Annotated in this window: 6 protein-coding genes; 2 read left to right on the top strand and 4 right to left on the bottom strand. The window is 42.3% G+C overall.

Annotated features, from left to right (window positions below):
• The first annotated feature begins 111 nt into the window (after window positions 1-111).
• Window positions 112-813, top strand: a complete 702-nt coding sequence (locus tag ACFQ3S_RS07615; RefSeq protein ID WP_377162939.1) for a cytochrome b/b6 domain-containing protein — start codon at window positions 112-114, stop codon at window positions 811-813.
• Window positions 797-1,597: a molybdopterin-dependent oxidoreductase gene (locus ACFQ3S_RS07610; protein ID WP_377162937.1), complete on the top strand. Its 801-nt coding sequence runs from the start codon at window positions 797-799 to the stop codon at window positions 1,595-1,597. Before ACFQ3S_RS07615 ends, ACFQ3S_RS07610 begins: the two co-directional genes overlap by 17 nt.
• A 168-nt stretch (window positions 1,598-1,765) precedes the next feature.
• On the opposite strand, the gene ACFQ3S_RS07605 is transcribed toward ACFQ3S_RS07610, so the two are convergent.
• The 4 genes from ACFQ3S_RS07605 to ACFQ3S_RS07590 form a co-directional block, all read right to left on the bottom strand.
• Window positions 1,766-3,427, bottom strand: a complete 1,662-nt coding sequence (locus ACFQ3S_RS07605) for an FAD-dependent oxidoreductase (RefSeq protein ID WP_377162935.1) — start codon at window positions 3,425-3,427, stop codon at window positions 1,766-1,768.
• A 102-nt stretch (window positions 3,428-3,529) separates the two neighbouring features.
• Entirely contained in the window at window positions 3,530-4,933 is a 1,404-nt protein-coding gene (locus tag ACFQ3S_RS07600; RefSeq protein ID WP_377162933.1) for an ATP-binding protein, read from the bottom strand.
• A gap of 480 nt (window positions 4,934-5,413) precedes the next feature.
• Window positions 5,414-9,226: a sensor histidine kinase gene (locus ACFQ3S_RS07595; RefSeq protein ID WP_377162931.1), complete on the bottom strand. Its 3,813-nt coding sequence runs from the start codon at window positions 9,224-9,226 to the stop codon at window positions 5,414-5,416.
• A complete protein-coding gene (locus ACFQ3S_RS07590) occupies window positions 9,223-12,384 on the bottom strand; it encodes a hypothetical protein (protein WP_377162929.1) in 3,162 nt (1,053 codons plus the stop codon). The genes ACFQ3S_RS07595 and ACFQ3S_RS07590 overlap by 4 nt, the downstream gene beginning before the upstream one ends.
• Between the last annotated feature and the right edge of the window lie 142 nt (window positions 12,385-12,526).

Below are 12,526 nucleotides of genomic sequence, written 5' to 3'. Positions count from 1 at the left end.
ATATGTTTTTCATGTCAGGGCTTTTTAGGTTCAAGAGTAAATGCTTCTTGAGTAAATTACTAATACAATCCTGAAATTTATAACAATTATAACGTTATTTGTAAAAAGCCAATGAAACATATTGTAAACAAGCATCCCTTAGCTATCCGCTGGTTTCACTGGCTTAACTTTCCGTTGCTGGCTATTATGATATGGAGTGGTTTGCTCATTTATTGGGCGTATGATCCGTATGCCATTAAACTGTTTGGACATACTTTTTTCAAGTTTTTCCCCGAAGAATTCTATCAAAAATACCATATTAAACGCCGCTTGGCCGAGGGTATGGCCTTTCACTTTGTGTTTATGTGGCTGTTTGCGATTAACGGATTTTTGTATGTGCTGTACACTATAATTTCGGGCGAATGGCGTTACCTGTTGCCTAAAAAAAGTTCGTGGCGCGAAGCCTGGCTGGTATTACTCCACGACTTGCATTTGCGGAAAACAGCACCACCGCAAAATAAATACAACGCCGCACAGCGTATTGCCTACACGGCTGTTATAGTAATGGGCTTAGGCTCCCTACTAACCGGTATAGCCATTTACAAACCTATTCAATTTAATTGGTTGCTTTTTATTTGTGGCGGCTATCAAACAGCGCGCATTATCCATTTTACGCTTACTATTGGCTATTGCCTGTTTTTTGTGATCCATATTATACAAGTGCTTTTAGCGGGTTGGCAAAACTTCATAAGCATGATTAGGGGGTTTGAAGTAACCGATACCCTTACAGCCAAAATTATAGCTAAACAAACCGAGGATGAAAAAGCAACCTGAAGACTTAAAGCAGCAGGAACTTACCGGCGTTGAACCGTACGATAAGGTCAAGGTAAATCGTCGCACTTTTTTATCGTCGCTGACTTTTGTGGCGGGTAGCGCCCTGGCCTATTGGGGCTGGGATAAACTTTACCTTGCCCCTAAAGAAACCATTGCCGATGCTACCGCCGGTGCCCGTGCGCCATTAAGACAAGTTTTAGATGCCAACGGCCGTGTATTTGAAGGTTTGGTAAACTCTAAACGTTTGGCCCGTACCTATCCTAAATACCAAGCTGTTTTGAAGCCACGCATAAATGGCAAACTGGGTATAGCTGATGTAAAAATTGATAATTGGCAGCTTAACGTGGTGAAAAATGCAACTAATACTCTAAAAATTAACTTAAATGAGTTGCGCAAACTTCCCAAAACCGAATTTGCTTTCGAGTTTAAATGCGTGGAAGGCTGGAGCCAGATCAGCCATTGGGGAGGTGTAAAATTTAGTGATTTTATAAACCATTATGGCTTAACCGAGCAAGCCAAAATGCCTTACATTGGCTTGCACACCCCCGATAAAAAGTATTATGTAGGTATTGATATGCCCAGTGCGCTACACCCGCAAACGTTATTGTGTTACGAAGTAAGCGGTAAATTGCTATCTGCAGAACACGGCGCACCATTGCGGTTAATTATCCCTACCAAATATGGCATTAAGAATTTGAAGCGAATAGGCACATTGTTTTTCAGTAATGAGCGTCCGCCTGATTATTGGGCCGAACTGGGATATGATTATTTTTCGGGATTGTAAGTTGGTTATACTTCTTCCGTCTCCATAATATCTAAAATAATCATCCCAACCCGAAAATAAATCTTTAAATTACTCCTTACAGGAATAAACACTTTAACTTTCGTCGCATTAAGCTTTAAATAATTTCAAAAAACCTCAAATAATTATATTTTTCTTCATAAAACCGCATTAAACCTCGGCCAGGTATTTGTGTACAAAACTGATAGCCATAGACCCCTCACCCACTGCCGAAGCTACCCGGTTCATGGCTCCGGCTCGCACATCTCCGGCGGCAAAAATACCCGGACAACTGGTCTCTAATAAAAACGGATCCCGCTTGAGTTTCCAGCCTTTGGCAAAAGTTTCGTAACTGTTCAGGTCGCGGCCGGTTTCAATGAAGTTGCCTTTATTTTTAATAATGCCCATTTGTATCCAATCGGTATAAGGTTTAGCCCCGATAAAAATGTAGAGCGCGCTGGCTTCCTTGGTAACTGTCTCCTTTGTATTTACATTAATTAGCGTAAGGGTTTCTAAACAGTTTTCACCTTTGGCTTCAATAACCTCTGTAAAGGGTAACACTTGTATGCCTGGCGTATCGCCTATCTGGTCTATCAGGTAAGCCGACATGGTTGCCAACAGACTTTCCTTACGGATAATAATGTACACGTTTTTAGCGAATTTAGACAGGTACATAGCCGCCTGGCCAGCCGAGTTGCCGCCGCCTATTATATACACTTCCTTATCCTTACAGGCTGAGGCTTCGGTTATGGCAGCACCGTAGTAAATGCCTGCACCGGTAAATTTATCTACACCCTCAACCTCTAATTTGCGATAATCAACACCAGTTGTAATTACTATAGAACGGCTGATAATTTCCGACCCGTTATCCAGGATGATATATTTGTAACCATCGCGTTCCTGAATGTCATGTACAGTGTGTGGTGACAAGAACTCGGCACCCAGGCGTTTAGCTTGTGTTATAGCCCGGTGTGTAAGATCGGCACCGCTTAAACCTGCCGGAAAACCGAGATAGTTCTCGATCCGTGAGCTGGAACCTGCTTGTCCTCCGGGTGCCCTCCGCTCAATCAATAATGTTTTTAACCCTTCGGATGCTCCATATACCGAGGCCGCTAACCCGGCAGGGCCTGCGCCTATGATCACTACATCGTAAATTTCGTTGGTGAGCTGTGTGCCGGTGCCCATTTTTTCGGCAATGTTTGATATAGACGGTTTAACCTGGTAGCTGCCATCTTCAAAGAAAACAACTGGCAACTGATCGGCACAAAGGTTGTTAACTTTGTAAAGATTTTTACCTTCTTCGTTCCGTTCAATATCCAAAAACTGGTAAGGGATCAAATTACTGCCCAAATAATCTTTAATGGTGTGCGATTGCGGCGAAAACTGGTAGCCTATCAGCTTCACACCTTTAAATACGGGTATATAATGGGTATGCCAATCGTCCAGCAATTCGTTTATAACCGGGTATAATTTTTCCTCTGGCGGGTCCCAGGGTTTCATGAGGTAGTAATCCAAACCTACATCGTTAATAGCTTTTATAGCCGCATCGGTATCCGAATAGGCTGTTAACAAAATCCGCTTGGCTTCAGGATAAATTTGAATAGCCTTTTGTAAAAAATCCACGCCAGGCATTTCGGGCATGCGCTGGTCGCTAATGAAGATAGCCACTACATCTCCCGCGTTCTTGATCTCTACTAATGTTTCCAGCGCTTCCTGCACCGATTCGGTATTCATTATTTTATATTCTTTGCCATAGTGCGATCTCAAATCGCGACTTATAGCCCGCAATACCTGCGGATCATCGTCAATGGCAAATATGATAGGGCGGCTCATCTGTTTAAAAACTTTAATTAGTGGTAAATTCAGGTTGTTATCTGTTGTACATTTATACTTCAACCGGTTTAAAAAATTGCATTAGTACCGGTTATGCATCATTTAATTATTAATAGGGATGCAAACAATAAACTGGGTATGGCCGGGCCTGCTGTTCACCTTAATTGATCCCTGGTGCTGTTGCTTAATAATACGCTGAACCACTTCCAGCCCCATACCTGTGCCTTTTCCCATTTCCTTAGTGGTAAAAAAAGGGTCGAAGATGCGGTTTTGTACATCGGGCGGTATTCCGGGGCCATCGTCGGTTATGGTAATTTCGGCAAAGTCCCTATCTTGGCGTGTTTTAATATGCAAATGGCCTTTGCCATGTTCCTCCATAGCATCTATAGCATTATCTATTAAATTGGTCCATACCTGATTAAGCTCGCCTACCAGCATTTTTACTTCAGGTAAGTTTGTATCATATTCTTCGCTTACAGTAATATTGCCGGCCTTTATTTTATGATTGAGCATAGTAAGTGTATTGCGTATTCCGGTATCAACATGCGCAAACTGGCGGTCGGCCCCGCGGTCCATGTGGGTAAATGTTTTAATGGAACTAATTAAATCGGCAATGCGCTGTGAGGCATCATGAATATCGGCCACCATTTTTTCTGATACGAGCGTATCGTGGATCCAGCCAAATACCGGCGATGCCGTTCTTTGATCCATGCACTGAAAAATAGCACCCAGGTCATTAGCTTCAAAACCCTGTTCTACAAAGTTTTCGGCCATGTTGTAACCGTTTTCAATACCGTGTTTATCAAACCAATCTGCCAGTTCATCTTCCTGCTGGTTACGCTGGCGCAGGGTTAGCTTAACTTTACCCTTATTTTCGAGGATATGTTTTATTTTTTCTTTAACGGTACCTACTTTGTTAACATCCATTTGCACGGCTACCAGTTTGGCAAACATTTCGGGTTGCGCCAGCAGGTGCTGTTTTAAAGAGGAAGCATTACGCACAATAGAAGCTGCCGGGTTATTTAACTCGTGCGCTAAACCCGCCGAGAGTTTTCCCAAAGCCATCATCTTTTCGTTTTGCTGTAACAAAGCGGTAGATTCGCGTACGCGGTTGCTCATCACACTTACCAGCGCCTGGGTTAGCTCAAAATAATTTTTGATCATATCCATCACCTTTTCTACAGGAAAGGTCATGATTTGCGTATCGCCAACTGCATCGCCATTTACTTGAGCAATTTTACCGCGCGAATAAGGTAAGTAACCGGTTATATCGAGCGACAACATGTTCACGAGTTCGCGCCTAACGCCGTTTTGGGTAATATATAAACGCACCTTGCCCGATACAATGAAATGCGTACCGTTAATAGGCTTATCTTTCTCGAACAGGTAATCGCCATCGTTTAAAATATAATGACTGCTATTATCAATCAGCCATTGCAACTGTTCATCGGGTACGTCTTTCAGTACTTCAATACCTTTGAGCCATTCGGTTGTTATCTGTTGCATATTGCCCCTCCCAACCCTCCCCGGGAGGGAGGGCGTTTGATATTATATTTGTTAAGTTTGTTATAAAAAGCGCTGGTAATACCGAATTTATTTCGGTATATCACCTACTAAGTAGGTGCGTTATACACTTTTATCAATGTTCAATATTTATCTTGAATGCCAAAACATTCAGCATGATATTGTAAAGTTTAAGGATGCTATGTCGTTTTTAAATCTTTTTTTAGGTTTGTTTATCTGCTTACCAAGTCATCACGAGTTATTTGAGATTTAATATAATTTTGACCATTTATCCGGTCTATTGCATAAAATTCAATTAGCTTGTGAGATGCCGATATTCATCGGCATTACGGGCGTACAAAGCTATGCTTGTCATACTGAATTACTTCGGCATCCCACTTGCTAATTGTACTCTATTTCCTAATCAAATGTTCAGCATTTATTTGGGATACCGAAATAAATTTGAGCAGGAGATTGTAAAGTTTAAGCGCCTGCCATATCGTTTAAAACAGGTTGAAAATCCCGTTTGGGTATATTGACAACAAATTCGGTGTACAGGCCTTCTTCCATATATACCGTAATTTCCCCTTTATGTTCTTTCACAATTTCCTGGCTTAAATAAAGGCCCAGGCCGGTACCCCTGGCGGTGGGCTTGGTGGTAAAAAACGGCGAGAAGAGTTGCTTTTGTTCGGTAACGGATATTCCCTTGCCATTGTCCCTTACCACAATTTCAAAATCATCACGTTTAAATACGGTCGATACGGTTATATGGGCTTGGTGTTTAGTATCGGTTAGCGTTCTTTCGGCTACTACATACCAGGCATTCATTAACAGGTGCGTAAGTACGGTATTGAGCTCGGTAGGTAATACCATCACATGCTCGTGCCTTGGGTCCAGTTTCATCACCACATTAACATTAACACCCGGAAACTCTTTGTTACAGTCTTTTATAACATGTGCAACCGTAGCCTCTACCAGGCGGTTTATGTCTGTATCAATAAATACGGTAGATTTTTCGCGCAAAATTCTTTCCATGGCTTTGATAATGCGCGATGCGCTTGAACCATGATCGTTAACCTTTTGCATGTTGTTTTTAACGGTAGCCAGCAGGTCGAAGATCTCTTCCTTGTCGTCGGTACCCAGCTCCGGCTTTTCGAAGATCTCTATCGATTCGTCTATCAGATCGGCCGAAAGCGATGAAAAATTATTGATATAGTTAAGCGGGTTCAGTATCCTGTCTACAATACCCTTGGTAAGCTGCCCTATAGAAGCCAGTTTCTCCTGGCGGATGAGCTGCTCCTGGGTATCTTTAAGGTTGGTAAGCGTATCCTGTATATCTTCCAACAGTGTGGTTTTAATTACCGCGGCAACAAAGTGCTCTTTCAGGTTTTTAAGCAAGCTGAAGTCGCGTTCCTCAAAAGCGTTACGTTTTTGCCAGTTTTCTATAATCATAAAGGCGTGGATCTGGTGATTTAATTTGATCACCATCATTAAGCTCGATTTTGCCTTATTTACACTGGCTAACTGCTCATCGTTTTTAATACTCTTTACCGATTTTACAAAATAAATATCCTCATAAATCTCTTCGGCTGCCGAAAGGTAACGGGTTTGCGCATCTACCGGGCTTATCTGAATCTGATCAAGCACTACGGTATTGTAACCGTAACTGGCTTTAAATTTAAAGCTATCGGTAGCTTTATCATAAACCAGCATGGCGGCCTTTTCGGCACCCCTTATAATCCTGGCCTTCTCCAAAATAGCCTGCATCAGGTTACTGAAATTAATTTCGGCATTAATAGATTTGACTATGAGGTTAATTTTTTCCAGTTCGTCGTTCTTTCCGGCCAGTTCCAGCGACTGGCTCTCAATAGCTTCCTTTTGAGTAATTACTTCAGCCGTTCGGTCGCGGATGAGGTTTTCCAGACGAGATTTTTCTCTCAATAACTTTTGGGAACGCAGCCTTACTACCAGCAATATAATAACTGCCAGTACCAGTGCGTAAATTAAGTAAGCCCATATAGTTTGATAGAAAGGTTTAGTAATGGTAAACCGATAGGTAGCTTCACGGCTTATAAAGCCGAATACGTTTTTAGCCTGTACATGAAAAGTATATTCTCCGGCGGGCAGGTTGGAGTATTCTTTTTGCTGCTGTTTTACCCAGGTGGTGGTATCGGCATCAAAACCCTGCAGGTAATACTTGTACAGCATATCTCCGCTACCTGTTGACGAGGGTGAGGTGAACGTAAAGCTGATATTATTGTGCTGGTAATTGAGCTTGGGCGTAAACTCTTTGTTTTGATTATAACTCACCAGTTTGCCGGCATCAAAGTAAGTTCCGCTAAACAGTACCGAATCGGTATTTACATTAACCGAGCGGATAAGCGCCGGTTTAACTTTTGAAAAGCTGACCGCATAGCGGGTATCAAAAAAGATCAGATTATCGGTACTGCCCAACCATACGCCGGTCCCGTTATCATCAGGAAAGATACTGAACACCTGCTGATCTTTAACCGGTGCCAGTATGGCATTGGCTTTTGTGTACCCATTGGAGGTTTTAACAAAATTATTAATATCGGTACCGTTACCCGATGTTGTCCATAAACTCCCTGCCTTACCCTCCACCATCTGGTTGATCCAGGTGTAATTAGTTACCGAATCGCCTTTAAAAATATTGGTATGGGTAAATTTATTTTGAGCAAGGTTAAATTTATAAACACCTTTTATAGTACCTATGAGCAGCTTGCCACCTACCATATTTAAGTGATTGCCCGAGTTGTAAGGCAGGCCCCTGCTTTGGTTGTACAAAACCGATTTGCCGTTGCTCACATCAACATTTATTAAACCTTTTGATGGTACCTGTAGCCATAGGTGCCCGTTGCCGGTATCGGCAATTTCCCTTATCTCATCGGTAATGCCGGGCAGCCTTGCTTGCAGTTTAAACTTACCACCGTTATACTGCAAAACAGCAACTCCTTTTAACTGCCCTGCATAAACCATATTAGCTTTGCTTTTATACTGATGTAAAAACAGCGAATACCCTTGCACTATGATTTGCGCCACCGTACCGTTAAAGCTGTAAACCCCTGTTGAGGTGGCCACCAATAGTTGGTTATTTACCCGCAACAAGTGTTGGCAAGGCATTTGCAAACCGGGCACGGCTTTAAACTGCATTTGCTGGCCGTTGTAATAGAATAAACCCTGGTCGGTAGCTATATACAACTTATTTTGAAAACGGGTAATGCCCGTTACGTTACCGTTTACATTCTTTTTACTGTTATAAAATACCAGGTACGACGGCATTTCAATCCTACTGATATTTTTTTCGGTAGCTATCCAGAAGCCGTGGTTATCATCCTCATACAAAAAGTGGATGTTATTATTATATAACCCGGTAGTTCCCTTACTAAAGATCTGTTTTAGTAAGCCATCGGCAGTAATAATAACCACGCCACCATTAACTGTGCCTAAAACAAAGGAGCCGTCTTTTAACCTGGTTGCGTACGAAACCAAATTAGTTTTTAAATAGGCGTTGGCTTCTGACCGGTAAGGTGTGATACCCTTATCGGTAAGCATAAACAAGCCCTGGTTACCCGAACCTATGAGCACCCGGTTTGCTCCCGCGCTTACCATAGCGTTAACCGTTTCCTGTTCCGAAAACCGATCGCCACCATTAATGCTATTGAATCTACCGTTGTTAAATACCTGCAACCCGCCCACTTTAAGCTGTACATACAGCTTAGTATTTACATAAAAAGCACTGATAATAGGGTTGGCAATACTTTGAACTTTCAGCTTTTTACCATTCCATAAAATAATATGATTAGCCGTAATAAAGTACACACCTACGGCTGTTGCATAACTGCTTATAACATCAGGGAAGGCGATGTTATAGGGTTTGAGGTAGCTATTGATACTAACAAACTGCATATCGCCCAGCGTATCGGGCTGTAAATAACCAATTTCGCCACGGGTACCTACATATATCTTGCCGCTACGGTCGGTTACCAGGGTATTAACTTTGGTACGCTCTTTAGTGAGGATAGTACGCCAGTTGGTGCCATCATATTCCAGCACGCCGGTAAAGTTGGCAAAGTACATAATGCCCCTATGGTCGGCTGTTATGGCAAAATTCTGGCCGCTGGCCTTATAGTCTGCAGGTAAAAATTCTTTTTGAATAGGGATACCGGTTTCATTGCCCAGGGTTTGCGCGTACCCTGATGTGTATATGAGGCCTATCATCAGCATAACGCTTATCAAGCTCCATAAAAAACGACTGCGTTTAAACGTATCTCTCATAAAACAGCTTCTTGAACAGTCTCGTTACTTAATGTATTAATCATTTTTCTGATTCGGGTATTATGGCCGGCCAGCAACTCATACATAGCACTGGCACTAATCCTGATGTAAGCAGTATTTACCAAAGCCTCTATAACCAGGTTGCTGCTGGGCCCATTTTGTATATACCAGTAAAACCGGGCTTTATGCAATTCGGTTTGGCCGTAACTATCGCTTATACGCAGCAAGCCGTTCATTACAAAGTAGGCAGCTTCCGTATCGTGCTCATCAGTTAAGTTAAGGGTAGTGCCTTGCGCCATATATTGCTGTTTTATTACTTCGCAAAGGTGCATCAGTTCAAACATGGGCAGGCTTTTAAAAAATGTGTTCAGTTTAAATAAGCCAATTACATCGGTGAGTAAATATCGTTTAAAATTAATGTTCTTAAAACGTTTGGTACGTTCGTACACCCGGTCCCTATCGGCAGCGGTAAGTCTTTGGGTTATGGCAGTAATTAAATAAGTATTACTATTATGCAGTTTCCAAAGCACGGTTTCGCAATACATTTTGTTGTGGCTCAGCATTTGCCCCACCAGCACCTCATCGCTACCCGCAAATGTAGCCAGCAGGTTAACAGCCATACACTTGGTCCAGTAATTAATTTTGGTGTAATCCTTGTTAATAATGTCTATCAAACGGTCTTTAATGGTTAACTTCTGCTGAATATAACTCACCTCAAAAGCATGCACGAGTTCGGCATTGGTTAAATCGCCCAGCAAGGGCATAATCATGGCTTTTACATCGGCAGGTATGGTCATATCTAACACTTCCATAGCGTAAGCCCTTGTTTCATTAGATGAATCTTCAAAGCTATGGATAAAGAAATGGATGACGTTGGCATCGTACATCATAGATAGCAGCCTGAACGTTAAGCCAATTTTATAACGAAGTTCCAGTTGCAGGCTTTTCAGCAGTTCCTCCGCACCCTCCATAGCTTCTATATCTAAAATAGCGGCCGCTATCCAGGCAATAGTGCTGATCTCTGAATCAATATACTCTTTTATAACCGGGTGCTCGGCTACAGGAAACTGGAAATGACGATTATACAGCGCAGTTAACAGGTTATTGCGAATGTCGGGTTCTACTAAATTCAGATGTGCTTTCAGCAAAGGCTCCACCTTGGGGCTCTCGATTGCGGCAATGGTTTTAACCAAGCGGATGTAACTGTTTTTAGACAGATCGGCCCGGTTAAGCAGCGCGGCCAGGTAAGGCAGCAACGGTTCGCCCACATGGCGTATGGCGTGTGTAGCCGCATAAGCGGTTTCCTCATCAAGCAGGCTTTTTACCATTAATGGCCATAATTCTCGCTTTTTAATATTGCCCGATGCCATTAAAGCTGCATTACGTACCGGTGTAACCTCATCCTGCAATAACTCGGTTAGTATTTTATAGCTATTATAGTTTTGATAGAAAGCCATTAAATGAGCAATGCCTACCCTGTCATTAGCCTTATCAGATCGCGAGAGATCCACCGCCGATTTGTAATCCATCCGTTGAATATGGTTGAGGTAACGCCTTGTTTCGGTAAAGCGGTTTGCCATGCCATTCAGCTCCTTGTTTTTTATACAAATATCCAGGATGGGTATGGCAATAGTGATATTTCCTTTTTCCATTTTAGCTAATAGGTTATTTTGCAGTAGCTCGCCGCTTTTGGGCAGCAAACGCAGCAACATTAAATTATAAGCCGACGGAGCTATTTTTTCAAGCAGGTTTAAGGCAACACCGGTTTTACGGACGTTGTTAACATCAACCATGCCCATGTAACGGCTGAATACCAGTGCTCCTGCTTTTTCCTCGGCCTGGTTATGGTTCGTTAGTTTTGATATAACGGACTTTAACAAGTGCTTATATTCGTGATACAGCCGGTACGATACCCACACCCATACCGCTATAATAATCAGTAAGATGTAGTTGTAAATAACCACATCTAAAAACTTAGCCTTCGACAGCAGTACCAGCATTCCTCCTGCAAAAATAAACCCGATGGATTTGGATACGCCCTCTACCTTGCTTTGCAGCAATAAGCGGTTTTCTATAGGTATAGGCTGATACAATATCTGGAATGAAGGATCGAAAAATAAGGTACGCACCACCCTTACGAACAAACGGCTCAGGATAACGAAGGAAAAGAACAAACCTACCGTACCGTAAACCGTACCCAGCGTAGCGGCCAGCAGGGTTGAAAAAGCCAGCATCAGCGGTAGCAACAACAAGCTAACCAGCAAACCGTATTTAGTGAGCACCCTCCCCGAAACAAAGGTTTTCAGAAAAAACTCGGCAACCGACATGCTGCCCATGAAAATACTGATGAACCCGCCAATAACTTTAGGATTAACGAACTGCACCTTAACCTGTCCTAAAAAAATAAAATCGACATAAAAGGTGGCAAAAAGCGGGAACAATGCCAGCACGAACATGAACAGAAAATAGCGGTTTTTGAAAATGCTGCTACTTTCTTTTACAGGCTGAATAATGTTGCCATCAACAGGTTTAACCACATTAATTTGCCCTTTAAGGTGACGGGTAATCATGGGCATAATGAGGAGACAAACTACCAGCCCGCCCATAGAAAAGTAAAACAGATCGGATGTTTTGAGCGATTTAAGCAAAAAAGGTACTGATAGAAAACTGATGACCCGGGCCAGTATCTCCCCCGAACCTATTAATCCGAAAAGCCTTTTGGCCTGGCCAAGGTTAAAGATTTTAGCGGCTATACCCCAAAAGCCGATACCGTTGAGCAATAAAAATATGTTGTACCAAACAAATAGCGAGAAAACGGCAAACCTGCTTTGGTTAACCAGGTATTCAATTGATAAGCCCACTACACTGATAAACAAGAACACCCCCCCGCCAATAAACACTTTGGAAAAAGAAAAGTACCGTTGCAAGCGCTTAAATAACAGCCATACTACGTAACTGACCACACCTTGCGCCATGTAGGCATATGGCAGTACGGCTGTTTCAAATTTACCTACAAACAGGGAGTTAGATGCGGTGTAGAAATACGCATAGGCCAGCCCCATAAAAAACGAATAAGCCGTAAGCAGCATCACCACTTTTTCTTCACCTTTTTTAAGATTGAATACTTTGCTGCTAATGGTTTTTAGGGTTAGGGGCATTATTTTATTATTAGCGTGTTATGCAAGGGGTTTTATATTATTTAATTTAACCCCTTGTTAGTATGAGCTTGCCAAAAACCTACAATGGGCTAAGTTTTTAACAAACTTAAAGGTTGGTTATTGCGGGCAACGAAACATGCAG

Origin of the sequence: Mucilaginibacter terrae, assembly GCF_042679325.1 — a bacterium.
GTDB lineage: Bacteria > Bacteroidota > Bacteroidia > Sphingobacteriales > Sphingobacteriaceae > Mucilaginibacter > Mucilaginibacter terrae.
The sequence above is the reverse complement of the archived record's forward strand: the minus strand, read 5'-3'. Positions and strand labels throughout refer to the sequence as shown.